Source organism: Alphaproteobacteria bacterium, from assembly GCA_016722515.1.
In the GTDB taxonomy this organism is placed as follows: Bacteria; Pseudomonadota; Alphaproteobacteria; order Rickettsiales; family JADKJE01; genus JADKJE01.
The window spans coordinates 144,629-169,653 of the sequence record JADKJE010000004.1; the positions used below are offsets into that span (position 1 = coordinate 144,629).

Below are 25,025 nucleotides of genomic sequence, written 5' to 3' on the forward strand. Positions count from 1 at the left end.
GCGTTACATCCTTGTTTAAGCCGTTGGCAGAGTCAGTTCAAAATAGAAACGAGACCCCTTTCCCAACTCACTGTCAATTTTGATAACGCTCCCCATTAAACCAACTAAACGCTGGCAAATAGCAAGACCCAATCCGGTCCCGCCAAATGTCTTGGTTGTAGACATTTCTGCCTGAACAAAATGTCCAAACATTTTATCCATTTTGTCGGCTGCAATCCCTACCCCTGTATCGATAAATTCGAATAACACTGTTACCTGATCACGTTGACGCGACACTTCGGAAATGCGAACGGTTACCGTCCCATCTTTGGTAAACTTCACGGCATTGCCAATCAAATTATTAAATACCTGGCTTAAACGCAGTGAATCACTCATAACCTTATACGGTTGATCTGGGTTATATTCTAATTTAAGGATATTTTTATTTTTCTCTGCATTGGGTGTCATCAACTCTACCGAAGCCTTAGCAATATCATTTAGTACAACCGTTTCAGATAATAATTTCAGTTCTCCTGCTTCAATTTTAGAAAAATCAAGAATGTTATTGATAATGCCCAGCAATACTTCTCCCGAGTTATAGATGGTTTTAGCATATTTCATCTGCTTTTCGGTAAGCTGAGTATTTAACATCAGTTCGGTCATACCAATGACACCATTCATTGGCGTCCGGATTTCATGACTCATATTCGCCAAGAAATTACTTTTTTCCCGCGAGGCTTCCTGCGCGATATCACGGGCAATTTCTAACTCTTTGGTATAGGCTTGAAGCTTCTTTTGCGCGTCAATGCGTTCTTCGATTTCCTTTTTAAGCTCTTTGTTTTGATCGGTGATTTTTCTAAATAATTGAATCCGCTCAATGGTGTTATTCACCACACGACGCATCGCCGATGCCGTGATGACACCTTTAACCAGGTAATCCTGGGCACCTTTGGCCATCGTATCCTTGGCCACCTGGTCACTTCCATGTCCAGTCAAGATTACGATGGGAACATGCTCTTCCAACCGCCTTAATTCGGTTACCACTTGGGCACCATCAATATCAGGCAAAAGATAATCAAGTAAGACACAGTCGGGCCTTTCTGCTTTATAGAATTGGATACCTTCCATTCCGGATTCGGCCTCAAAATAAACATAGTCATGATCGGTATCCTGACGTAAAAAGCGGATATACGCTTCTCTGTCAGCAGCACTATCATCCACGATTAATATTTTAAACATCACCACTCCTATTTACTGTCTAAACATTGACGCGTTACATCACGTATGTGATTGAAATATACATTCACATCAAAACTTTTATGCAGATATTGCACGACACCTGCCCGGTATGCCTCTTCAATATCCTTGGCGTTGGGTGACGATGAGAGCATCACAATTGGTATGTCTTTATAGGTATTTTGCGATTTAATTTTTCGTGTTGCTTCAATACCACTCTGTCCAGGTAAATTTAAATCCATTAAGATTAAATCTGGCATGTTCACCGCTTGAAAAAGATGACGAATTCCATCTTCTGCACTCACAAAACGAATTAACTCCGATTGCGATTGACTCGATTGCAGCGCCCTTTTGGTCGCGTAGAAATCATCATCGCTATCTTCAATCACCATGATCTGATATTTTTTTGGTTGATTCATCCCCATATTCCTTACTAAATCTTCATTCACCTAAGGTGAAAAAGAATGTTGTTCCCTTTCCCACTTCAGATTCTAACCAGATAATATTGTTCATTCGCTCCAGAATTTTTTTAATGATCGTTAAGCCCGAACCAGTTCCACCACCGAATTGTTCTTGTCCATGCAAACGTTTAAAAATCTTAAAGATCGCTTCAAATTGATCCTTATTAATGCCAATACCATTATCTTTAACGTAGAATACGGTCTTATTATCCCGCTTCTTATCCAACCACCCGATTTCCAGGCTTTTATGCTCTTTGTCATTATATTTGATCGCATTCACAACAAGATTTCGAAAGACTTCTGCCACACGGATATGATCACATCTTATAATCGGAAAATGACGAGGAATTTTTAACTCAATCTTTTTTTCTTCAATCAGCGGCTCCAGGGTTTCCAGCACCTTATCAACAATCTCATTGATATCCGTCTCTTTAACAGCAAGCTCAACACGCCCAACCTGAGAATAATATAAAAGAGCTTCCAGCAATCCTTCCATACGCGAGGATAAACGCGTAATGGAGTTCAGCATACGATTACCATTTTCATCCATTTTATCGCCATAATCTTGCTGCAGGAACGTTGAATAATTGTGAATACCCCGCAGAGGCTCCTTGAGGTCATGTGAAACGACATAGCAAAAATCATCAAGTTCCTGATTACTACGCTGCAATTCGTGGGTATAATGGATGATTTCCTGTTGATACCGCTCAATAGCAGAGCCAATATCACAAATAGAACTTTGGTGGATACGATGGTATTCTTTAATCAACATAATAAGCAAGGCTATATAAGAAATAATTTTCAAATAGGTCGCCACATACATCCCGTTTCCATATAATTCGTCGGGAGAAAATGCAACCACAATTTCATGAAGCACACCTATAAAGCTCCATAATATAAGCGAAAACGACACAAGATCTTTGGTCTTATGATGAATATAGACATAGAGAACCGTATTGCCGATGAATAATAACAACGATAGCGTGTCTATTGCATGTTCAACCCCTTGAAACGACCGTGATATGATATGAAAAGCATCGGTAGCTAATAGTGCCGCCATACATATAAAGCAGATGATGCTGACCTTTATTAATAACAAGCTAAATAACTTACGATTAACGACAATCATCTGATGTGGTTTTTTGACATACCAGATACCAGCCAATAACGCTATCAAAGCAACACAGCATTGCCCCAAAAGCCAAACCAGGATCAATGATATTTTTTGTGTATAAATAGTGTCATAATACTGGATACTCAGCAATGCCGATAATCCATTCCAAATACCGGATATCATCAGCAAGAACGATAACCAGAATAACAGAAAATGCTTGGAATAATTATAATAAGAGACAGAAAAGACCATCGCTACTGCGGCCAACATACAGGCTATCCACTCCACTAAGGCGTAGAAATTAGCCCCCAGAAGCGATTTCTGGACAAAGGTCATTTGCTCTAAAGGTGTCATTTTTAAGAGCAACGTTAGGTTAATATATTGGTAGGGAAGCCCCAGGCTAATCCCGGCAAGATTAAGGATAAATGGCAAAACACAGGCAATCGCAGTCCCATAGATGACCCATCTTATAAATGACTGCTTACCGGCAGTTCCGCTTACTGGGGGCATTTGAGCCATCGAAGTACTTTCCATCCGCCGTAGATCCCATATTTTACATTAAACATCCAGGCCACCCTAGCAAAACAGGGTTAATAAGTTCCTAACTACCCCAAACATTCGGATGAATTAATGCACTCTGGTATCTATCATAATTTATGATACAATATGCCTCATGAATACAAAGGCACTTTTTTATATTAAAAGCATGAACGCTCAAAATTTTTTTAAAAGAATAAAGCCCTCCTATATCTCTCTTATTTTAGTAGGGTTTGTGGGAATATGTTCCTTATTAGTATCCCTACTTCTTTACCAATCATACTTGCAAAAGAAAGAGCAGCTTGATGAAAACCTTGTAGTTGGTGCCAATCACATCCAACGCATTTTTGATGAATCGTTTAATTATGCTTCGGGTCTTGTCTCTTATCTGGGTAACATCATTTTATCTCAACCGGACACCTCCCCCACAGCCATTAAAGATGCCTTTCAAAATGTCCCCAGTTTTTCATCTGAGCGAATGGAATTATTCTCATGGTCCCTCTTTGACTGGATTAATGCCCATGATATAATGACCGTTAGTACCCGGCATGGTATCTTACAAAAACAAAACCCGATGTCTCATCGCAGCTATGTCCAGCAGGCTCATAAACAACCATGGAACCTGCTATTTTCAGATCCCACTATCGGCATTCCTAGCGGCCAACTTGTTATTCCTGCTGGAATGGGTATTGCGTTACCCAAAGGGCGCTATCTTGGTACGATTAGTATGGGATTTGATATTCTCAAAATCATCAGCAAGATTGATGCATCAAACAAAGGACTCGGTATCAGTTACGTGGTATTTAATGACCATCTTAAAATAGTCGCTTCGTCCATAAATATCACCTCCTCTGATTTTCCCATTTCGTACGCACAACTTACTCAAGAAATTCAAGCTCGACCATCCGGTTTCCTGAATCGCCCTGTTAGCTTTAAGGGCATTAATTATCAATATTTCACACATATATCCAATACCCCTTTCACCATATTAACCGGCTATAGCCGGTCTTCGTTTTACGATATCATCTGGAATGATCTCAATTTTCTAGGGATGATGAGCGCTTTATTTGTTTTTATGGTGATACTCGTTGTATTGGCCATTGTTCGTTTGTTTATTAAACCTATTCACGAGATAGTACTGCTTAGCCACCGCCTGGAACATACTGAAAAAATACGCTTACTTAATATCCCTCGACCACAGAGCAAAGAGCTTCGTACCATCATCAAAAAACTAGTAAGACTTCATGTCTATAAACGGCTCTATCGACAATATCGGTCGCTTTATCATTTAAGCCAGGAAGAGTATAAAAGATCCGAATGTGATTCCACCCACACCAAATACGAATTAGTTCAGTTGCGGCATATCCTTGCTCATGATATTAAGACATCAATTAACCAGGCACAGCATACCCATAAAACCTTGCTTCAAGACAGCTCAGACGCCTCCTCTGAGCCTGACCAGAATAACGCTCAAATATCCCTTTATTTACAGAAAGCATCAGAAGCCGTTGATTCAATGCTTTCTTCACTACCATCGCACACTGATTTTACACCTGTTAAGCTCGATGAATCCGTTGATATTGGCGAATTACTTCGTGATATTATAGGGCTTCACAGTTCCTATGCTAAACTAAAAAATGTGCAGATAATCCCAGACATAGATTCAGAATATAAATACCTGGTGTCTGGCAGCCGTCAGGAATTATTCAGGGCATTTGATCAACTTATAACCAATGCAATTAAATTTAGCCCAAGCCACGCCAATAAGCGGATTTGGATTAACAGCCATATTAATGACCGCCAAATGTCGATCTTAATCCGTGACGAAGGATATGGCATTGAAAACATCGAAGAAACCCTTAAGCCCCCGCAGCACTTTGCGGCTCACATTAGCACGCTGGGTGCTTCCTCATATGGCCTTTATAATGTTAAATTGATTATTGAAACACTTCACCAGGGGGTTCTCGACATTGAAAGCACACCGGGGAAAGGCACGACCGTTTTTTGCCACTTCCCCAGATCGCGCCTTAAAATTTCTGGATCTTCATCCCCTCAGCGTGAAGAATAATATAATCCTGGCGCCGATGTAAGGAATGATAGGCCTCACATTCGCCCGATACCGAACATGAGCTGCAAACATACCCCCCAAGACGCTTTACATCATGAATCGCCACGCTGGTTCCTCGTACACTCATCCCATATTCTTTGAGTTTGGTTACTGCACGTGAGAAAGTTTCCAACTCCATACCAAGCCTGGATGCAATTAACGTTTTACTATACGGTAATTCAAAATCATGCAAATTTAGATCATATAACACACAAAGCCGCTGCAGAAAACAGGCTACCAGCTGTGCCGCAGACATGGTTGCCTGATGTTCAGCCTCAATTTCAGCCATATGTGCCTGATGGGCAATGAGGGAGAACAGGTTGAGAGCAACATGACTATGCTGCCTGATCGCGTCCTTAAACCATTCTATAGGAAATTCTATCACGGCCGATTCTTCGACTGGCATAGCATTCACACGATGGCTCCGACACACATCGAAAATCTCGCTTTCACACAGTGTCTGCCCCATGGTTAGTACATTGATCGTTTTCTCCTTACCATCAGGACTGGTTCTAAACAGGCGAATCATACCGCTGATGATGATATAAAAATGCGTCACCGGTTCACCATGTGCAAATAACATGTCTCCGCGGGCACATTGTCGCACATACCCACCGCTCAGTAACGTCTCTTTATCCTGTTCAGGAACACCAGAAAACAATGGAATCATCCTGACAACATCAGCAGAAATTGTCAGAGGCATACACTCTCACTAAAACTAAATCCAACCCTAAGCTTAATTGCAAATAGCTTAATGTTCGATGAATGAAATCTTTTATTTCCTAAGAAGTTTAGTCACAGAATTCTAGATGCCAATAAAGAACCATTAGGCAAAAGAGCACCTATCGTCTTGTTTTCGTCGGCTACTGAGATTTGAAATTTCAGATCATTATAAATCAATATGTTATTGATTGAGAAAATTCGATTTGGGTGTCCAGAGGAAATTTTGTATGTTCCTTTGATGTACATGCGATCCTAGAAGAACAAGAGCGGTAGCCTTAGTATCCCCAGCCAAGCTGTTTCACGATCTCAGAGATTCAAACCATCCGATCGACAACACCGCAAAGATGATAAACAAAAAGATGGTAACTCATCTCCACGGATCTAGACTAACGCACAGATACAGTATTAATACTAGGGTCGATCCTCATGCCATACTTGACTTGGAATGAGGAAAGACCCATAAGACGTTATTTGCCCCATACCTGTTTAAAGGCTCGGGAGTGTTTAAATAACTGTGTCACTTGATAGCAAGTTAAGCAAAAAGCTGTTATGCATCGTGTAGTGAGCGTAGCGAACGTAACGATGCATAACAGCGACTAAACCTAACTTTTATTAAAGGACACCTCTATGTCAAGGATATCAAATTATTGATCTTCATTACGGATAACATCGTTGGAATCAAATTTGACACCTTCTTCAACCATGGTAACCCTGAAACCATTTTGCTGTAAGTATCGAATTAAACCTTGGACATAATAAGGATCCTTGTTATCAAAATATTCATTAGGAACTCCCCTCATGGTTCTTCCCTTAACTTCTGGGATTGGTCTTACACCACTCCATAAATACAAAGTGAGACCCTTATCCCTATTTGTTCGTCTAACAAAAGAATATAGTAGCCATTTGCAGGGATTGTCCAACGGAAATGAATCTATGTGATTATTCTTGTCAATAACAATGTAACCACAATCTAGAGGTAATTGAGGATTATCAATTTCAAAATTTTCTTTTCCAGCGATGTCACTTTTTAAATATAACAAGTATTCATTTGAAAGAGTTTTATTCACGGTTGAATTATTTAAATCGTCAACGTCCCTTAAAATTACTTTCTTAATTAGGCCTAATAATTTCTTTGTATAATTTTCTTGATGTGTCAACGGCCTTCCTGGAATAGGGTATCCCAAATAAATGACCGAGATTCTTACTGGATGTATTAGATCTCTTTCTTCATTTTTCCACCACGTATCTTCTTTTATACCAGAAGAATAAGAGGATTGAATATCAATAAATGTTATAATTGCACATAACAGAAGATTAATAGTTATTTTCATTAGTATCCTCCATCTGCTAAAAGTTTGTCGTATACATTATATAACTATGCAAATAAATCATCATATTCCAAATATGAAATAATGATCTCTACATCAGCCAATGCGTTAATATCAATATATATATGCCGGGGCTCGCCAGCATATACGACTTGCTTGAAACATTCGGAAATTTTCTTACATTCATCTTCGGTTAGTAATAAATTACTATTATTTAAGGAACCTATATCACAAATTCCCGTGATATTCTTATCATTTAAAAATACTCCTTTTTTGTTAATAAAAAAATTAGAAGCATTTAAAAATCCTTCTTTCGTGCTTACTATAAGTAGATAGGGATGATTTTCTTTAAAATTTTCTATGTACTTTATTTTTAACATAGTCAAGCTACTATTTTCTGGTTGGCAAATTACCTATTGGAACATTTTGCCAAGCCTGATTTAAACCAGAGGGCTTATAGTCCCAATGCGGATTATGATATTTATCTCCAGGGAAGCATCTCCATTCCCCTCCGTTTTGATCATACAGACTTTTTTCTCCTCTTGATAGTGGTTTCGCTCTTGAAGGATCTCCTTCTATAAATTCTCCCGATATTGGAGGAATTGGCCAGGTTTGCGTATCATTAAGTTTTACAGTATTTCTCCAATCATCGGGTAACTGACTCGTAAACACATCAATCCCATCAACATCCGGTATCTCAAACCCAGGTAATGTATTATCATACCCAGGGAAACTTAATCCAGGATCTTTCGGAAGGGTGCTGCCGTCATGAGAGCTGTAACCCTCTAAATCGATACCGTTATTGCCGCTTGTTCCCATCATTGGATTGTTGGGATCGAGGCCACTCAGGGTATTTGTTATATACGCATTCGTTAAAAATTGAGCTAAACTGGCAGCGCTTGTTTGAATCTTTAATTCCAGCTGTTGTGCGCTTAAGAAAAGTCCATCACCTTCACCCAGTAAAAAACCATCGGTACCGGCTGCTCCGCCTCCGGCTAATCCCGCTACCCCAAAAACCGATACGGTTATTCCTGCTAATGCTAGTGCTTTGAAGCTTGCATCCTGATTGGCCACACGACAGGTAGGATCGGCATTGCAGACATTGTCGAATGCGATCAATCCCTCATCTGCATAAAGTGATCCGATACTCGGTGTTTTAAGTGTTTCCTGATAAAGTTTATTCGCAAAGTCTTGATCACTTTTACTGATAACAATCGTGCCGCTCTTCAACTCAATATGGCACATACTGGCGGCATATGCGTCTGCCACAAAGAGGCTTCGGATATTAAAACTAACCTCGTCACATCCAGTAAGCTGTTCAGGTGTGATTTCACCATCTTTAAAGCTTCCATCACGGCTTTAACATTGTCTTTGCTGTTTGCATTTAACATGTTTTGATCCACAGCCTGATCAATCGCTTGGTCAAACACAGCAGATAGTTTGTCACTTAGTGATGCCGCAGCATCACCTATAAACGTGACGGCTATGGTTAATGTTTTTCCATCAATCGGTATCTCAATATCGAGGGAATTATGTTCATCTTTAACAATTTCCTGAACCTTATTTACATCACGATTTAAATCGTTAAGTTCATCAGTGGTTGCTGGTTCGCCATTAATCGTAATGGTTCCTTCACCAACCGTGGCATGGGTTATACCAATTGTCTTATCATCATCAATACGTACAGAAGAGGTTAATGACGAAGGTAGAGACGTGTTGGTGCCCGCTACCGGTTTTGCCGGTGTGCCAGTGCCACCATTATTGCCGCCAAAGCTCCAACCTGCAGCAAGGCCAGCACCACTATAATGCCATACATCTGAAGAAAGTTTACCGATTATACCGAGAAGAAAACTTATCCGTTAAACGTCGCAAGGGCAGGAAACGCGCATTGGGACGCCGTGTTCCCTTGCCATGCTCTCGCCGATTGCACGAAATATGGTCACTTGATTTTATGAGTGATGCTTTAGTGGATGATCGAAGATTCCGTATCCTTTGGATTATGGATTACTATAGCCGCCAATGCCTTAATCAATGTTTAAACATCGCGCTTGTGTATTCTGATGTTATTCTTTTCAAGGATTCAGATGTTGCATTATAATTATTTTCATTCATTTGGATAATAATTTGATTTATATGTTCACTAAGTTGAATTGAAAGTATATCAATATTTTTGCTAACTAGTTCTTGAGGCGAGATCAATTTAATAAAATAAAAAAACGAGAACCACTCATCAGTTCTATTCTTATTTATATCCATAAAATATTCTCCTCTTTCACGGATAATCCGAATAGTTATATCCTGATTCTTATATTCTACATATGCGTTTCCAAAATCAGTTTCATCATATCTCACTTCATCAATTTTAAATCCATAATTCAATATAAGAAAATTAAAGTTCCTTTTTATATCTTCAATCAACGAATTAAACATTATTTCTTCTCCATTGACCGTCCACCTGCTGATATTTTTGAGGTGCTCCCAATTGTTGTACCAGTTAGAAGTAGGGTCTTGAGTTCTTTATAACTGCTTTTGGTTTCGCGATCAACACCGCATTGGGCATGCCCAATGCGGTGTTGATCGCGGCGAATTGTGCGGGTGTCTGGTAACCCAGGCTGGAATGGGGGCGCACATGGTTATAATCCTGCCTCCATTCTTCAATCATTACCCGTGCCTCCCGCAAACTCGTGAACCAATGTTCATTTAAACATTCATCTCTGATCCTCCCATTTAAACTTTCTGTAAAACCATTCTCTGAAGGCTTTCCAGGACGGATATAGTGCCATTTGATCCCATGATGCTCTGCCCACATTAACACCGCTTTACTTGTCAATTCCGTACCATTATCACTGATGATTGTCCCGGGCTTCCCATACCGCTTTATCAGAACGTCAAGTTCACGTACAACCCGGTGACCACCAATCGACAGGTCTGCAACGAGGTTAAGGCATTGGCGGCTATAGTGATCCATAATCCCAAGGATACGGAATCTTCTGCCATCTGCTAAAGCATCACTCATAAAATCAAGTGACCACACTTCGTGCAATCGGCGAGAGCATGGCAAGGGAACGCGGCTTCCCAATGCGCGTTTCCTGCCCTTGCGACGTTTAACAGATAAATCTTCTTCTCGGTATAATCGGTAAACTTTCTTCAAATTGATAACATAACCTTATCGTTTCAATAAAATAGCCAAACGACGGTAACCAAAACGGCAACGCTCGTGCGCAAGTTTCTTTAGGACGGCAAGCAGCTCACTATCATCATGCTTCCACTTATGACGGTGGGTGCTGCGAGCAAATCCTAATAGCCTGCAAACGCGACGCTCTGATAAACCTTTCGTTTGGCAGATATCTTCTACCAACAAACGCCGAGATGCAGGCTTTACCACTTTTTTGACAGGGCTTCCTTCAATATCGCTTTGTCTAATTCAGCCTCAGCTAAAGCTTCTTCAAACGACGGTTCTCTTCATCAAGCGCCTTCAATCTGCTTGCTTCCGATACACCAAGCCCACCGTACTTCGATTTCCATTTATAAAATGTTGCTGAACTTATCCCATATTTCCGGCATAAATCTCCTGTTCCAGTACCGCTTTCATGCTCGTGAAGTATGCGAATGATTTGATCTTCCGTGTAACGCTTTTTCATAGTCTGCTCCTTTTAGGTTAAAGTTAACAGACTCTACTTTTTTGTGGACCAATTTTTGGGGAGCACGTCAAAGGATCTAACCATGCGTTAACTGCTGCCTTGACACTACCTTGCACTTGGTACGCCGTTGACTCAATAGGCTGTTTTTCGTAATCAGCTAGGCTTTTTTCATCACCTGAATTAGGCTCTTTTAACAGCTTGATATAATTAGTACCATCTTGTGATAACTTAAAAGGCTGATTGAGATTCAAAAGAAGTGTTATTATTCCTTGAAATCTTTAGGATTAAAATCAACATTCTCCTCTACGCCTGTTATTTCAAAATCTCTATCTTTTAAATATCCAATAACACCATGTGCAAAATAAGGATCTTTAGATTCGAATGTTTGGCCAGCATAATGGCTATGTTGATCAAGTCCTTCTCTTGGTATAAGTTTCCCGTTCTGGTCATAGGTTGACAATGGAAAATGACGACTAACCGAACCGGATCGATTGATAAGACTTATGTCACTGTATAACAGCCATTCAGCGGGTCCCTTCTTAAGAAAAGGCCAAATAAAACCATCTTTATCGATGATAAGATAACCACAATCCAATGGACCATCCATTTCCCAATTTTCGTATCCTTCATTCCCGCTATCAGGACGCATCAAATATTCATAATATCCCCCTCTAAATCCCTTATAAGTTCCTAGAATTTGGTCTTTTGAATCTGTCTTCTTTAGGTTCATTAACCTCTGTTTATCTTTAAGTAAATAACTTCTTGGTTGTTTCAATTCTTCTTTTAAGTAATCATCGCTATTTTTTCCAGGTATTCCATATATAAGATTACCCCAATATCTAATCCCAATTTTTACTGGATAAATATAGCTTGTTTGTTTTTCCACAAAATAAGAATATCTTTCCTCAGAAAAAGAGTTTCTGCATATGCATATAACAAATATTATAACAAGAGAATTAATGATTTTTATAAATTTATTCATTTGTTATTTAGCTCCATTTATTTAAGGCTTCAACCATGCGCTAACTGCTTTTTTTACATCAGACTGTACTTTATACGCCGTTGACTCAATAGGCTGTTTTTCGTAATCAGCTTTGCTTTTTTCATACTCATCTTTGCTTATTTCATCACCTGAATTAGGCTCTTTTAACAGCTTGATATAATTATGACTATCTTGATTAATTCCAAAAATAACGGCCTGCAGCATCGCATCAGAATTCAAGGAAGAATCATCAATGGATGAATACGGAGAGGCATTGCTGCAAAATAATCCCAAAGACGTACAGGCAATGTTTGTTTTGGTATAACCATAATCACTACTCAAAAGACTCACCTCTGCATTATGTTGATAAGCGTGTGTTGTTTCATGCGATATCATTGAAACAAATGTAGAGAAATCTGGATTTTTCAACAAAAAATCTCGATCAATTGTTACTGTATCATCAAGATAATTCATATCCCCTTCATTATTTTTTTCTGATATCACTATTTTACCGATGGCAGGCATCCCTAATATGGATGCCATATCGTTTGAAACGAGCCTTGCCAACTCTATTATATCATCATCGGATAAATTTTTAAAATTCTGTGAACTATTAATAAATGTCTGATTGTTTTTCAAATTATCCACAAGCCGCTCGGAAAGATCGGGGATTTTTTTTCCTTGTGCATCATAAAACCCACTGATCTGATTATCCGAAAAAGTACCGATTACTGCTAGCCGTAACGCTACAGCTTTGGGGTCATTATTACCATAATCTTTTAATGCAAGGTAAAGTGCCAAGCGATCTGTAAGACCCATACCATTAATCTGGTCATTTATTTCTTTGCTCACTCCTGTTTCGCTCACACCATTTTGCATCAAATCGTTCGTAAGTGCTTTAGCTTCCTTTAAATCCTTCTCACTAATCGCTGCCCCTGCAAGTGCTTGAATCAAAGCTTCCTGTTTCTTTTCAGGTGTTAATCCAGAATCGGCCAGTATTTTAGCAATCTCTGCTTTGGTCGCGCCAGCTTTAATTTTAGCCGCAATATCATTCACCATATCTGTAATATCTTTAAACCCACTCAGCGGGATTTCTATATCTAGATGATCATGCTCATCCACCAGGATTTCCTGAACCTTGTTTACATCGCGGTTAACGCCATTCAGTTGGTCATCGGTTGCCGCCTGGCCTGCTATGGTGATGGTTCCTGCACCGATGGTGGCGTGGGTGACGCCGATTTTGGTGTCATCTTCGATCTTTAAGGATGGGGTATAGGATGAGGATAAGTTAGAACCTGATCCAAAGACCGGTTGTCCTGGAGGGCCGCCAAAGCCAACGGCCATTCCAGCGCCTTCATAATGCCAAATATCTTCATCGGTTAAATCGCTCACTTCCAGTGAGCCTGTGTTTAAGGTGAGGTTGCCGCCGTCTATGTAAGTGCCGTCTTCTTGTGGAGTTGCTTGCGCGATCATAGCACCTGTTAGGGTTGTTTTACCGGTGACATCAATATCAACTGAGTTCGTGCCAATAATCGATGTGACATTATCCGTCCACTTCCTGTGCCCATCACCGCTGCCGCTATAAGCATTCGCACCAAATGTTGGTGATAGACCATTAACACCATAACTAATACCCACACTCATGCCGCCGCTATGTTCGCTTTTACTGGTTTCCTGGGTGTTTTGTACTGATTCTACGGTGAGGTCGCCGCCTACATCCATATTCACATTCTGTGCCAGAATATTCGCTCCCTTTACAGTCGTGTCCTTACCGCTATGGCTAATAAAATCATGTCCGGCGGTAATTTGCGTCTGCGTAAAATTGCTGCCGCTAGTTTCATATTTAGAGGAGCTGCTGGAGATGCCGAGGCTGACAGAAATGCTAGGCAGTAATTGTGATGGGTCAGTAAAGCCTTTGCTGGCGTTATACATCGATGCAAATTGCGAAGCTCCCTTATAGGCATCCGCCGCCGTTTGAATTCCTGCATAGCTGCCAGAACCTTTATCGCCTAATCCTTTTACAGAATCAATCAAGCCGGTAAATCCTTCCTGAATAGCAACGGTTACGCCGATGCTAGTCATCTTATGCGATTCGGCGTAGCTGTTATCAGCATCCAGTGCCAACAGGTTAATGTTATTATCGCTGTTGAGGATAACATCATGGCCAGCATTCACGACGCTAGAGAGAATGTTGATATCATCACTGGCATCCATCGTAATGTCATGGCCGGCTACCATCATCGAGGGTAAGGTTTCCTGGTAGCTGTTGATCCTGTCTTTGGTTTGTTGGTAGCTCACCCCAAAACTCATGCCAGAAAGTCCACCGGTGAAACCGCTGTCCTTTTTATACACGTAGCTGGATTCATAACCTTTACCAGCTTCTATGGTAATGCCGCCCGTTTCATTGTTATCCGCATCGGCTAGTAAATGGATATCGTTACCTGCTTCTGCGTAAGAGGCGGTAACGTTGATATTATCATTGGCATTGATGTTAATGTTATTTCCTGCCGTTAACGTAGAACCTCGCAAGCTTTCCTGATCCTGTTTGACCTCCTTCTTGCTAGAACTCATAAAGCCTTTGCTGCTGCTGGTTTCGTGGTAATGGTAGCTTTCGGTTTCGGCACCGATGGTGACATTCTGTGCGGTTAAATTAATATCACCAGCACTTTGCGCATCGCTGCCTTTGATGGTGATGTCGTTGGCGGCATTTAACACCAGCTGCTGGCCGCTTAATAAGGAGCCAATTTGCAAGGTGCTGTCGCTGGTGTAATGGCTGTGGCGATAGGACGCATCGGTGTGGTTGTTTAAGGCCTGGCTGTCGATGATGATGTTGCCGTTGGTCGACGTTAAGCTGCCGGTTCCACCGGCATCCAGCACACCGCCGTTAAAATTGATATCGCCGCTGGTGGTGAGGTTTACGTTGTTTCCTGCGGCAAGGGTTCCTTGATGTTGCAGTGTTTCAAAAGTGCTTTTGCCATAACTGCTTGATCCTACGGATGCGCTGTTGCTGATTGTGTCTGCGGTGATATCTAGATTATTACCCGCTTTGATTAATCCACCTTGGTTTGAAACGGTGCTTGAGTTGATGGTTAGATTATGCTGAGCTTGTAGACCACCTTGGTTGGTGATGCTGTTGCCTGTTAAGGCAATATCATGGCCGTTTAATGTTGCGCCGGTGTTTTGTGCAATGTCTTTTAATTGGGCATCGCTACTGGCTAGATATACAGTAGGCACTAACACTTGTTTACCGTTAATGGTTTGCTGCACCAGCCACAATATCTTTGGTTAAAAGCGATTGCTGTGAATCGGTTAAGGCAATACCAACCGATAAATTTAAACTACCCATTTGCTCTTTGGCATTATCATAAAGCTGGGTGATTTGTGCGTTAGCATCGGTAATACCAGGGGTAATAAAACGTGTGCCTAGTTTTTTAAGCAAGGCATCTTCAATTAATTGCGTTTCGTAAAAGGATCGCCTAATAATAAGATGGTGTGGTCAAGCTGATAACCGAGTTGATCTAATAAGTAACTGGAACCCACATAGCCATTTTGATTAATGTTTGGTATTTGGGTGGTGATCAAGTAGGGCGAGTTAGGATCAGATGCTACTCCAAATAAACCACCTACGCTGACATTCACTCCAGGGGAAACCACCGAAGATTGATCGATACGTGGGGTAATTAATACGCCGCTTATTGGAAGCGATGTCTGGTTATTCACCAAATTACCACCCAACGTTAATGTGCCACCGGCTTCAATGGTGCTGGCGACATGGCCGGATTGATAGACGAGGTCAAACGTTTCAAGTGGAGCGATCGAGCCAACCAGGTCATATTCATTGATGACGGGATTATAGATATGCGGTAAACAGCCGGAAGTCATGCAGGTATAGCGCAAGATACTGTTGATATCCATCCCGGTATTGGTGACAGTAGTATTGCCTAAATCAACATCGCCGCTGGCGCTGATGTAACTGACCTGCTGGTTGAGTGTAGAGGCGTCTACTACCAGGTTGCCCTGAGAAATAATTTGGCCCGCCCGCTCGGTAAAATCTTCTGTTTCTGTAATGACCTGACGTGCTACACCTGGAGGAAGGTTGGGATCGGCCTGCCAGGTAGAGTTATTATCGACCATGAATTTAATGCCGTCTAAATACGGATCAGCATTAAAAATCAGCCATTGATTATCACTGCCGGTATGTGCCAGCATATCGTCATTGCCATGGCCTAAGCGGATATCAAAATACTCGATATCGCCTGCATCCTCAATAAAGGAAGGATTCCCGACGCGGTGGTTGCTGAGAGTGTCTGCGACTAAGGTCATTAAACCACCCGATTGAATTAAACCGCTTTGGTTTTCTAATAAGACCATGCGGGTATTGTTTAAACCGCCTATCCATAAACTGCCCGTTTCTGCCAGGATGTAACCCTGGTCATTGAGGAGGTGATTTCCAACTTCTATGTTCATATTGCCGTGCGTATAGAGTACACCCTGGTTTGTCAGGTTATGGGTAGCACCGAGTAACGCATCACCGTTGGAAGCGACGACACCGGTTGCGGAGTTGTTTAAATCGTGTGCGCTTATATCGATATGCGTTGCCGAAGAGAGCTCTCCTTGATTGGTAAAGGTTCCACCGACTGTTAAAGACAAGTCACCCAGCATCGATATAATCGATGTATCATTTAACCAATTGCCGCTTACGTTTTGCAAGAGGGTGTCGGCTAGTAAGGTGCTGTTCGTGGCGCTGAAACTGCCATTAGTTAAGGACAATCCGTCATTAGCCACAATCTGACTGGTCGTGATAGTGGTTGCTCCAGTGGAAATAAACACCACCGAGTTCGCCAGTATATCGCTATCGCTTATATCGAGGCTGGCAGCTGTCATCGAAATGGATTGTTCAGTACCACTTGTGAGTACACGCATTACGTTAATATCGGCTGCATTGCCTGTTATGCTGGTAGCTTTTAGAAACGCAAAGCCTGAATCAGCGCCTGAGCCATCTAAGGTGAGTTGATCGCCGGCAGTGAGATTAATCTGATCACCAGCATAGATATATTGACCACCTAATGTTGCATCACTATGTGCATTCACGGTTACAGAACCACCAGCAGAGGTTCTGCCGGTATGGGTCACTTTGCTGGCTGTTGAGGTAAGCTTCACTTCTGCAGTAGCAGAAGCAGTGCCGGCCTGCACAAGTTCACCATCGGCGGTGATTTCTAAATTACCGTTACTGGCTTGCAAGATGCCGCCATTATTAACACCAACGCCTGCTTCGGTGCTTTTAAGATAAATCTTTCCTGCATACATACCACCCAAAGCAGATGCATCAATCGCAATGGTGGGCTTGCTTGCTTCGGATTGTTGCGTAGCAGCAAGTGGAGTGGCCACACCCGTTTGATAATTGACCTGGTTGCGGCCCGTTGTGACGCGCACTGTATTACCGCCATAAATAGCAGCGTGAATGTGTGTAGCACGGGCGATGATATCAAAGGAATCGGTCTGGCTGGCATCAGCTCCATTGCCTTCGATTAAAACAGTCCCTTTATCAACGGTGATATGGTCTATATTGCCTGCGCCATCCATATGGGGCACTCCGGTCGTTAACGTGACTTTAGGCGTTTTGAGAAACCCACAGCCATTGCAGCTGATGCCGTTGGGGTTAGCTACGACATACTCGGCTTCTCTGCCAAATATTTCCGTTGGGCCTTGCAAGGAAGATGGATTCGTTCCGGTTACTTCATTAATAATAATGCGTGCTTCATTACCGGAAGTAAGGTTGCCATTGCCAACCACAATGCTACCAATCGTTGATATTCCTGAACTGGCTGAATTATTAACAATCAACCCCTCGTTACCAACTTGTAGTTCCCCAATCTTATTGTGAGAAACTCCGCCTCCATTAGGTGTGGCAATGTTTTCCACCGGTGTGTGATTAAGAGATTCTGCAACCGCGGGTTGATTGGCTATGGGCGCGGCGGTGTCTGGCGTAATCACCGTTTGTGCGTAGACGATGGGGGCTAACATCGGCTGCAGAACCAGTAGCGCAGACAGCAGCAATACAAGAGAATGATGTAATTTTCTTAGCAATTCTTGTCCCAATTTTCTCATAAACACCGAATGTGAATTAATGGCTATTTCCCACAGAGGGGAAATTGTATACCATGGTATAAAGTTGGAAACAAAGGGATTATTTTCAACCGAAAGTTAAAAGGGAGATTGGCGCATTTTTGTATGTAAGTTAGCGAATGTCTGTTTTCCTTCTTCATGAATTACATCTCTGCCCGTGAATTCCTGCCATCGGCGATCGATCTCTAAAGTCTTTTTTCGGGTGTCCCATTGACGAAGACAGGAATTCTAGATGCCAATAAAGAACCATTAGGCAAAAGAACACCTATCGTCTATATTCAAAACGGGATGCCCCTCTCCTTGGCGGAAACCCAAGGAAAATCAATGAGGCCGCTCACGAGTAACCCACTATTTTGGAGCGCCCATACATGTGTTTTTCCCCAGAAATAAGTTTTGCCTCAAGTATTTTTCTAACCGGAATTGGCGTTCTAGCCTTAAAAAAGGCAACCACGAAAGACGAATTGCCATTAGCGATGATGCCGCTTTTATTCGCGGCACAGCAATTTATTGAAGGCTTATTATGGTTAGTGTTGTTATATGGTGGATCACGCACGCAACACGTTTGGTTAACACATATTTATGTGGTTTTTGCCGGTATGATCTGGCCAATATGGCCTGCGTTCAGCCTGTGGAACATTGAAACCGAAACAAAGAGAAAACACATCATGGCCGCGTTTATACTCATGGGTGGATGCTTTGCTCTTTATACTCTCAAGAGTAGCATAGAATTTAATATCACATCCAGCGTGTCCAGCCATTCTGTCCTTTATGACTCCCCCCTTACAGTAGGCAATGAGGTATTGATTGCCTATTTAATCTGTACCTGTATGTGTTTTTTCGTCTCCAGCCAACGCAATATCCAATGGATTGGTGTAGCTAATCTTCTATCCTTTGCCATCGCATTTCATTTTTACTATAAAAACCTGGTATCCGTCTGGTGTTTATTTGCCGCAACCATCAGTGGATTGATTTATGTCTATTTCAGGCTTACTAAAACCGGTAAAACTACCGTTCACGCCTAGTGTTCAGCCTGTTCTCACGTGGCGGTAATGGTCGTATGGTGGGGTATGGTGGATATGATGGAAGCTTCAGCCCGTCTTGCAGCTGTTAAAGCCTATTTATTGTGTAAGGGGTCCTTCATCTGTGGGCACAGCCTGGTGGTAAACTATATTATTATTGTCAACCGTTGCTGACACCTCTTTTGCAACAGCCTCTGGAACGAGATGGATATCAATTCCTGTTATGCTATCTTTTTCTCTGGTTAGTTGGATATCATCTATAGCACTGAATGTTAATTTCTTCAGCGAAAGATACTCTTGTTTTATGCTCAACCGGTAGGTTCCAGGTTTTACTTTACTGAATAAATAAGCTCCATCAAAATCGGACACCGTTTCGTAAGCAAGCTTGCCTTCCGTATCGAGTAGTTCGATCTCAACACCGCCAAGCTCTTTTAATATTCCGCCATCCTTCTCCTTATAAATTGTGCCCTCAATTTCGCCGGTTGCAATGACAGGATAATCAAGGATAGTCACATGTCCCGGACGCGGTAAAACCCCATACCCAGTCTTGGTGGGCACGAGATAAGGGTCGGGCAGTGATGAAGAATTAATGGCGGCATTGGTAATTCTGCCAGGGGGTAGTTCCGTAACAAATTTATTTTTAGAACCTGACTCTGAATCTGAAACAGATTTAGCCCTGCCACGTATATCAAAATCGACATCTTCCAGCCATTCATCACCGGCATCGTATGTGCTGTTATAGTTATTATCCAAGTAGGCCGCAGCAGACACCGCTCCGGTTGAGGCAAAAGGGCGTCCTGAGAAATTCCATTTATTGGAGCGTGGATCGCGTCCTATCCCTAGCGATAGACTCACACCTACTCCTACCCCTCCCTGATCATCTACCTGAAAAGAGGTTGAGAGTCGATAATGGTCAAATATTCTCGTGAGTGATCCATCAAATGACGTTGCTTTTTCATCAACAAACTGTTTGTGGATGGAAGATTGCATAATAAGATCATTATTGAGGTTGCGGTCGAGGCCTAGAGAAAGTTCTTTGAATCTCTTTTCTGGTTTGAGGTCATAGTTTGCGGCAGACCGGATAACATAACGATTATAAATCCCTCGGACGCTAGCTTCTCCAAACGTAAGGTCACTCTTGTCGATTTTGTCATATTCAATATTATGGCTAAATAATAAACCCGAATAGAGGGTGGAAAGCCGATTCGATAACCGTAATTCATTACGCTCATCATACCTGTTGTATCGTCCGTTAAGCGAATATTGCACAGCGTGAGAGCTTTTCGGATTTAAAGTGCCCGTCAACAATAGGTCGGAACTGGATTTAAGGTCACGATCTCTTTCTGTTTCACTGAGATAATTATCAGTGATCTTGTGTCCGGCACGAATATTAACATTCTTAATACTGGTATGGGTTGTCAGGTCGGCGGCATAGCCATGGTTCTCGGCATCCCATGCTGCCGTGGCATTCGTAAGCCATCCTCCTAAGCTGGTACGCATCCCCGTGGTAAGATAATTACTTACATTGGTTGTATTGTCGATCGGCAATTGGGCAAACCCGAATGTTCCCGTAATGTTTTCCGTTAATCCATACGCTCCTGAAAAAACAGAGCGAACACTATTATCATGAGTGAGAGTCTGCCCACGTTCATTGATATTAAAAAGGGACTGTGATTTTTTATCAACAGATAGATCGTAATCAAAGCTGCCTTTGGCGATAATCGTTTCATCTATAGTATAGCTTGATCGCTCTTCGCGTATCTCACCTTGGGGTCCGTAAAAGAGCAAGCGGAAATCATTGGTACCAAAAACAAGCTCGACATTTCTAAATTCATAACGCCCATCAGGACCACTCGTTTGGAGATCAATTAACTGGTCATTCCTATAAAGTTCTACATCCCATCCAGGCTGGATTTGCCCGATAAAATCTTTAGTATCAAACTGGAAACTACGTTGCGGTTCGATATTAGATATTTGAAATCCCACTCCTTCAGTGGATGAGCTTACAAGATGGTGATTAACTGCGTTAATATCACCAACGGAGACTTGTTTTGCTTTCATAAAACCTAACATGTTCCCGTCTAAATCGACTTTGCTGAGATTAAAATTAACAGCAGAGGGAGTTTTTTTTTCGTCACCGGCAACGAAAAACCGGGAAGTCATATACGCTAAGTCCCCTTGCGATAAAATAGAATAATTATGGCTGAATTCTGGTGTCGCTGTTTTAGCGTATTGACCGGATAGATTCAGGTCTATGAAGGGAACATCATAGGGTTTATAGGGTTCTGGCAAGCGATCAAAAACTTGTTCCGCCGATGGGCGGGCACGCTCATTGTTTGCTTTCAAAATACGCTGCATTTTTAATTGCAGCGGTAATTTTTCTTTAGGTTTGAGATCAAGCATCACGTCTGAGAGTTTCACCTCCGCCGGGATACCTAGCCATTCATCCAATTTCTTGGAATCAATATAGATTTCATCTTCTTTCGTAATCGTATCTGCTTTTTGTAGAGGAAATCTGTGGCCTGCTACCGTTATTTGGGAAGCGTTTATATCTAAGAGAAGTGTTTTATCCTCTTTGATAAACCAACCTTCGGCCTTTCCTTCTTTGGCATTTACTTTAATAGGAAAATCTAATGCTTCGGCAAGGGCACCCAAAGGGATCATGAAATCAGGGCCTCTCTGATAAGCGTCAATCATTTGTTTAATCGGTGTTCCATCGAGTGTAATAAACAAAATTAAAAGGTCATCTTCAGAAAAATTATTTGTCTCTACCGCTTCATTCTTATTCTTATCGGTTTCTTCATACCCAAAAGCAGGCCATGAAGAGCTGATAAGACAAGAAATAACCAAAAGTGATATGGAGCGTTGAGGCATAGCTATAACTTGATTTGTTGTGATGCTAACACATCGCCTAATTCATCATTGTTGGCATGTGTAACAAAAGAAACTTTTAAAGCTGTCATGTCAGAGAGCTTTAAATTATTAGGAAGATCCAGGGGAAATTTAAATGTACGGATGGTGATGGGGGTATAGACAGCAGCACCGGACAATTTTCTTAATAAAACCGTTTTCCCTGATTTATTGACATACTGAATGGCGAGATCACCATAAGTAGACGCGCCTCCTGTCCGGTTAAGAGAAAACTCTATAGTCGGTTTACCACTTTCATCGTGACCTAAGGCAAGCTTGTCCATCGTAACCGTTGCGTCCAGTTTTCCTTGGCGTACAATAATAGGAATAGTGATACCGATATTGGCTTGAATGGAAATGCTGACGTTTTTATCATCATCTACAGGTCCGCCCTCTGTTTCTGGTTTGTGCTCAGGAATAAGCATGAATTTCATATGGGTTCGATACTCACCGTCTGGCAAATCTCGGGGTTTTCTTACTGAAACTAGAATAGTTTGGCTCTTGCCTGGTTCAAGCCGTACTTTCTTGGGAGCAAAACGGATCATTTGATCAGCGAACATATCACCTTCTTGCGTTTCACCTGCTGGCAGGATTGAGCCATCTTCCTTCATTCTTTTGTTTTCTAAGCTAATTCTAAAATCAGCAGGGCCAGATCCATTATTCGCTAACGTGATTTCAGCTGTGCGTTCCTTGCCTTCCAGCACAATGCGCCCGGGAGTCAATAATAAGCTACCTTTTCCAGCTTCTGCCTCAGAAGCGTTTGGAATAATACCTACTGTCGGTGTGGCTTGATCCGTTACCGGTTCGGCCATACTGAATTGCGCTACGGATATTGCAGTGATCAGGGCCAACAAGAAGGGTGTTTTATACGTATGGCTAAACATTTAAGTCTCCGTGTTCATTCAAGGTATTATTATAATTTCATAATTTCTTTAGCAGATGATTAATTATTCATGACTTTATTTGGATATTAAGATTAACGGATGGTATGGTGCAATCATCGTTGTCAGGTATTATTGATAAAGCGCTTCAAGCGTGTAATTAGGACTTCGTGGTCCAGAAACTGCGGTGCTGGCTATGGTTAGAGTTGCGCCCCATACTAATTGATTGGCTGCTCCGGTCGAATTGGTGCTGGGAATAACGAGGTTGGTCCCTGTGTTTGTGAACGATACACCACGCCAAACGCCAGTAAAATTAGATAGGGTAAGCCCTGGCACATTCCCATTATTCGTAAAACTAATTTGCATGAGGGTGCTAGCGGTGGCGGCGGTGCGGTAGATATAGATGCTTCCATTGGTAACGGTACCGCTCTGGCTCGATATCATCGTTGCCGTTGTTCCGCCTCCCAGGGTGCCGTTGGGAGTAACGACAATCTGTGTCGTACCAGAAGTTGGGAGGAGTGCTGCGCCAAAATTAATTTCTGTTTGAAGCGCTGAATTAAAGGCGAGCGTAGCCCAGGCGTTATTGGATAACAACAATACAAAGATAAAAATAATTGAGATTGCAATCTTCATAACACGTCACTCCATATTGATAATTGTATATTAAATTGAATTCATTATTGAATGATTAATTTATTCGCTTCTAATAAGCAATGTGATTTAAAAATATATATAATTTTTTAAGTGATTATATTTATAAAAAATTTACTTTTAAAATATAATGTTAAATTTAAATTAATATGACATGAGTGTTTTATGAAGAAGGGTTTTTTCGTATGCTTGGCTCTCTGTGTGAGCCAACTTCATTCTGAAGCGTATGCAGTTTCTGCAGTACTACATGGGAATGTGGTTCTATACCCTCCTATCACTATCTCTGAGACGCAGCCCATTCATTTTGGTAGTATCATCAGGCCAACCACGGGTTCCAATCGCATCACTATAGATGCGGTAACCGGAAATAAGCAAATTCTAGGATCAGGAAATGGTGGAACGATACCGATTTCTGATCCTTTCCGAGTTGGGGTATTAGCTGTTAATGCTTATGATGGCGCACTATTGTCTTTTTCTATTACACCAAATGCAACGCCTACCGGGCTTTCTTGGGTCTGTGCTGACTTCATGATCCGCAGTGAAACATCGGGTGCCTTGCCTGTATGCACTAGTTCTGCTTCGCTTACGCATAATTCTGTAGGTGGAACAGGTATCGTTAGCGGCAACTATTATATTGGAGGAGGAGTGACAGTGAGTTCTAATGTTGTTGCAGGCTTCTACGCAATTACATATACGATTAGTATCAATTATCAATAATGTTTCATGAAATATGCGGCTAGCGCATCTTCATCTGCGTGGTTAATAATAATTTACATTTAAAGTATAAGATCCCGTTTTTAAACCAGAAACATTATTAGGTACGGTTGCTCGCGCACCAATAGAAAACGTACCAGATGACGTAAGAAACGACAGTATGATACCATTAGAAGGTGTTCCCAATGCGTATTCTTGAATACCTGCAAATCTTACCGTAAAGTTACTTAAAGCGATAGTTGATCCAGGGGAGAAATAGGGCTAATGTTCATATTGAGCAGAAATCCGGCAGCACCAACGAAAGAATAATTCGCTGCATTAAAAGTAGATCCCAATAAACTACAGTTTGTTGCTGAGATACTGCGCGAACTGAGAGTATCAATCGTTACGATACAGGAGTTTGTGTTAGAGCGTAATATTTTTCCAAAAGAAAGGTCAGAATTTTTGGCTAAAACAATCGGTTCTGCTATATTAATAGCACCCGTTCCGGTAAAGTTAGTTGCCCCAACATCGTTTGTGTATAAAAACAAGCCGGACACCGCAATCACTTTAAGTACAGAATAGCTTACTCGGGGCAACATTCGTTTTCCATTGTTCGTTATTTATAATTATTTAT

At 41.6% G+C, this 25,025-nt stretch carries 20 protein-coding genes and 1 pseudogene; 3 read left to right on the forward strand and 18 right to left on the reverse strand.

Features of this window, described 5'->3' with window-relative positions; genetic code table 11:
* Positions 1 to 15: 15 nt before the first annotated feature.
* Genes IPP74_11335 through IPP74_11345 form a run of 3 tightly spaced genes read right to left on the reverse strand, consistent with a single transcriptional unit; the run spans position 16 to position 3,309 of the window.
* Positions 16 to 1,218 (reverse strand): response regulator, encoded by a 1,203-nt coding sequence (locus IPP74_11335; GenBank protein ID MBL0319864.1) that lies wholly within the window; start codon positions 1,216 to 1,218, stop codon positions 16 to 18.
* An 8-nt stretch (positions 1,219 to 1,226) separates the two neighbouring features.
* The gene (locus IPP74_11340) at positions 1,227 to 1,634 is read right to left on the reverse strand and encodes a response regulator (GenBank protein ID MBL0319865.1); all 408 of its coding nucleotides are present in this window, start codon (positions 1,632 to 1,634) and stop codon (positions 1,227 to 1,229) included.
* Positions 1,635 to 1,656: 22 nt separating this feature from the next.
* Complete coding sequence (locus IPP74_11345; GenBank protein ID MBL0319866.1) at positions 1,657 to 3,309, reverse strand: hypothetical protein; 1,653 nt, start codon at positions 3,307 to 3,309, stop codon at positions 1,657 to 1,659.
* 253 nt (positions 3,310 to 3,562) lie between these two features.
* On the opposite strand from IPP74_11345, the gene IPP74_11350 reads away from it, so the two are divergent.
* The gene (locus IPP74_11350; protein MBL0319867.1) at positions 3,563 to 5,395 is read left to right on the forward strand and encodes a hypothetical protein; all 1,833 of its coding nucleotides are present in this window, start codon (positions 3,563 to 3,565) and stop codon (positions 5,393 to 5,395) included.
* Here the strand turns inward: IPP74_11350 and IPP74_11355 are convergent.
* The 11 genes and pseudogenes from IPP74_11355 to IPP74_11405 all read right to left on the reverse strand — a co-directional run bounded on the left by IPP74_11355 (position 5,355) and on the right by IPP74_11405 (position 18,216).
* The gene (locus IPP74_11355) at positions 5,355 to 6,137 is read right to left on the reverse strand and encodes a Crp/Fnr family transcriptional regulator (GenBank protein ID MBL0319868.1); all 783 of its coding nucleotides are present in this window, start codon (positions 6,135 to 6,137) and stop codon (positions 5,355 to 5,357) included. The genes IPP74_11350 and IPP74_11355 overlap by 41 nt on opposite strands.
* Positions 6,138 to 6,801: 664 nt before the next feature.
* Positions 6,802 to 7,488, reverse strand: a complete 687-nt coding sequence (locus IPP74_11360) for a hypothetical protein (protein ID MBL0319869.1) — start codon at positions 7,486 to 7,488, stop codon at positions 6,802 to 6,804.
* Positions 7,489 to 7,532: 44 nt separating this feature from the next.
* The gene (locus IPP74_11365) at positions 7,533 to 7,865 is read right to left on the reverse strand and encodes a hypothetical protein (protein MBL0319870.1); all 333 of its coding nucleotides are present in this window, start codon (positions 7,863 to 7,865) and stop codon (positions 7,533 to 7,535) included.
* Positions 7,866 to 7,875: 10 nt separating this feature from the next.
* Entirely contained in the window at positions 7,876 to 8,754 is an 879-nt protein-coding gene (locus tag IPP74_11370; GenBank protein MBL0319871.1) for a hypothetical protein, read from the reverse strand.
* A 759-nt stretch (positions 8,755 to 9,513) separates the two neighbouring features.
* Positions 9,514 to 9,915, reverse strand: a complete 402-nt coding sequence (locus tag IPP74_11375; protein ID MBL0319872.1) for a hypothetical protein — start codon at positions 9,913 to 9,915, stop codon at positions 9,514 to 9,516.
* A gap of 154 nt (positions 9,916 to 10,069) precedes the next feature.
* Positions 10,070 to 11,126: pseudogene (locus tag IPP74_11380) on the reverse strand (IS3 family transposase).
* Between the two features lie 23 nt (positions 11,127 to 11,149).
* Positions 11,150 to 11,377 (reverse strand): hypothetical protein, encoded by a 228-nt coding sequence (locus IPP74_11385; GenBank protein MBL0319873.1) that lies wholly within the window; start codon positions 11,375 to 11,377, stop codon positions 11,150 to 11,152.
* Between the two features lie 11 nt (positions 11,378 to 11,388).
* The gene (locus IPP74_11390; GenBank protein MBL0319874.1) at positions 11,389 to 12,108 is read right to left on the reverse strand and encodes a hypothetical protein; all 720 of its coding nucleotides are present in this window, start codon (positions 12,106 to 12,108) and stop codon (positions 11,389 to 11,391) included.
* A 21-nt stretch (positions 12,109 to 12,129) separates the two neighbouring features.
* Positions 12,130 to 15,375 (reverse strand): hemagglutinin repeat-containing protein, encoded by a 3,246-nt coding sequence (locus IPP74_11395; GenBank protein ID MBL0319875.1) that lies wholly within the window; start codon positions 15,373 to 15,375, stop codon positions 12,130 to 12,132.
* The gene (locus tag IPP74_11400; protein MBL0319876.1) at positions 15,359 to 15,547 is read right to left on the reverse strand and encodes a hypothetical protein; all 189 of its coding nucleotides are present in this window, start codon (positions 15,545 to 15,547) and stop codon (positions 15,359 to 15,361) included. Before IPP74_11400 ends, IPP74_11395 begins: the two co-directional genes overlap by 17 nt.
* A gap of 11 nt (positions 15,548 to 15,558) precedes the next feature.
* A complete protein-coding gene (locus IPP74_11405) occupies positions 15,559 to 18,216 on the reverse strand; it encodes a filamentous hemagglutinin N-terminal domain-containing protein (GenBank protein MBL0319877.1) in 2,658 nt (885 codons plus the stop codon).
* 386 nt (positions 18,217 to 18,602) lie between these two features.
* On the opposite strand from IPP74_11405, the gene IPP74_11410 reads away from it, so the two are divergent.
* Complete coding sequence (locus IPP74_11410) at positions 18,603 to 19,256, forward strand: hypothetical protein (protein MBL0319878.1); 654 nt, start codon at positions 18,603 to 18,605, stop codon at positions 19,254 to 19,256.
* Between the two features lie 96 nt (positions 19,257 to 19,352).
* Here IPP74_11410 and IPP74_11415 read toward each other — a convergent pair whose 3' ends face one another.
* The 3 genes from IPP74_11415 to IPP74_11425 all read right to left on the reverse strand — a co-directional run bounded on the left by IPP74_11415 (position 19,353) and on the right by IPP74_11425 (position 23,677).
* Positions 19,353 to 22,127, reverse strand: coding sequence for a hypothetical protein (locus IPP74_11415; protein ID MBL0319879.1), 2,775 nt, complete (start codon positions 22,125 to 22,127; stop codon positions 19,353 to 19,355).
* A gap of 2 nt (positions 22,128 to 22,129) precedes the next feature.
* A complete protein-coding gene (locus tag IPP74_11420; GenBank protein MBL0319880.1) occupies positions 22,130 to 23,047 on the reverse strand; it encodes a hypothetical protein in 918 nt (305 codons plus the stop codon).
* 129 nt (positions 23,048 to 23,176) lie between these two features.
* A complete protein-coding gene (locus tag IPP74_11425) occupies positions 23,177 to 23,677 on the reverse strand; it encodes a hypothetical protein (GenBank protein MBL0319881.1) in 501 nt (166 codons plus the stop codon).
* A gap of 183 nt (positions 23,678 to 23,860) precedes the next feature.
* Here IPP74_11425 and IPP74_11430 point away from each other — a divergent pair, with 183 nt between their 5' ends.
* On the forward strand, positions 23,861 to 24,412 hold the full coding sequence (locus IPP74_11430) for a DUF4402 domain-containing protein (GenBank protein MBL0319882.1): 552 nt from the start codon (positions 23,861 to 23,863) through the stop codon (positions 24,410 to 24,412).
* 224 nt (positions 24,413 to 24,636) lie between these two features.
* Here IPP74_11430 and IPP74_11435 read toward each other — a convergent pair whose 3' ends face one another.
* The gene (locus IPP74_11435; GenBank protein ID MBL0319883.1) at positions 24,637 to 24,990 is read right to left on the reverse strand and encodes a DUF4402 domain-containing protein; all 354 of its coding nucleotides are present in this window, start codon (positions 24,988 to 24,990) and stop codon (positions 24,637 to 24,639) included.
* Positions 24,991 to 25,025: the final 35 nt, after the last annotated feature.

Coding starts and splice junctions, on each gene's coding strand:
- IPP74_11335 (MBL0319864.1), bottom strand. CDS start 1,218: ATGTTTAAAATATTAATCGTGGATGATAGTGCTGCTGACAGAGAAGCG.
- IPP74_11340 (MBL0319865.1), bottom strand. CDS start 1,634: ATGAATCAACCAAAAAAATATCAGATCATGGTGATTGAAGATAGCGAT.
- IPP74_11345 (MBL0319866.1), bottom strand. CDS start 3,309: ATGGCTCAAATGCCCCCAGTAAGCGGAACTGCCGGTAAGCAGTCATTT.
- IPP74_11355 (MBL0319868.1), bottom strand. CDS start 6,137: ATGCCTCTGACAATTTCTGCTGATGTTGTCAGGATGATTCCATTGTTT.
- IPP74_11360 (MBL0319869.1), bottom strand. CDS start 7,488: ATGAAAATAACTATTAATCTTCTGTTATGTGCAATTATAACATTTATT.
- IPP74_11365 (MBL0319870.1), bottom strand. CDS start 7,865: ATGTTAAAAATAAAGTACATAGAAAATTTTAAAGAAAATCATCCCTAT.
- IPP74_11375 (MBL0319872.1), bottom strand. CDS start 9,915: ATGTTTAATTCGTTGATTGAAGATATAAAAAGGAACTTTAATTTTCTT.
- IPP74_11390 (MBL0319874.1), bottom strand. CDS start 12,108: ATGAATAAATTTATAAAAATCATTAATTCTCTTGTTATAATATTTGTT.
- IPP74_11405 (MBL0319877.1), bottom strand. CDS start 18,216: ATGAGAAAATTGGGACAAGAATTGCTAAGAAAATTACATCATTCTCTT.
- IPP74_11410 (MBL0319878.1), top strand. CDS start 18,603: ATGTGTTTTTCCCCAGAAATAAGTTTTGCCTCAAGTATTTTTCTAACC.
- IPP74_11415 (MBL0319879.1), bottom strand. CDS start 22,127: ATGCCTCAACGCTCCATATCACTTTTGGTTATTTCTTGTCTTATCAGC.
- IPP74_11420 (MBL0319880.1), bottom strand. CDS start 23,047: ATGTTTAGCCATACGTATAAAACACCCTTCTTGTTGGCCCTGATCACT.
- IPP74_11425 (MBL0319881.1), bottom strand. CDS start 23,677: ATGAAGATTGCAATCTCAATTATTTTTATCTTTGTATTGTTGTTATCC.
- IPP74_11430 (MBL0319882.1), top strand. CDS start 23,861: ATGAAGAAGGGTTTTTTCGTATGCTTGGCTCTCTGTGTGAGCCAACTT.
- IPP74_11435 (MBL0319883.1), bottom strand. CDS start 24,990: ATGTTGCCCCGAGTAAGCTATTCTGTACTTAAAGTGATTGCGGTGTCC.